Origin of the sequence: Bifidobacterium sp. UBA6881 (assembly GCA_002451435.1) — a bacterium.
Lineage (GTDB): Bacteria > Actinomycetota > Actinomycetes > Actinomycetales > Bifidobacteriaceae > Bifidobacterium.
Window position 1 is genome coordinate 6,916 of record DKCF01000061.1, and the last position, 231, is coordinate 7,146.

General features: G+C 60.2%; 1 protein-coding gene. It reads left to right on the top strand.

Annotated features, from left to right (window positions below):
• The coding region (locus tag B3C64_RS04710) for a TSUP family transporter (RefSeq protein WP_349679958.1) at positions 1 to 231 on the top strand (231 nt) is incomplete at both ends.

The following is a 231-nucleotide window of genomic DNA, read 5'->3' on the forward strand; positions in this document are numbered from 1 at the left end:
GCTGTTGTCTCGGCTGCCGGAATTGGTGCTTCGCTGGATTTTCGTCGTGTTCCTGGTGTTCGTCGTGGCCAATCAGGTGAGCTTCATCCCTTCGCGCGACCAACGGATTTCCATGAGCGTCGCAACCGGCCTCTGCATGGTCGCATTGGGTGTGCTGATCGGCATATTGGCGGGATTGCTTGGCATCGGCGGTGGCGCGATCGCGGTGCCGGCGTTGTCGATGTTGTTCGG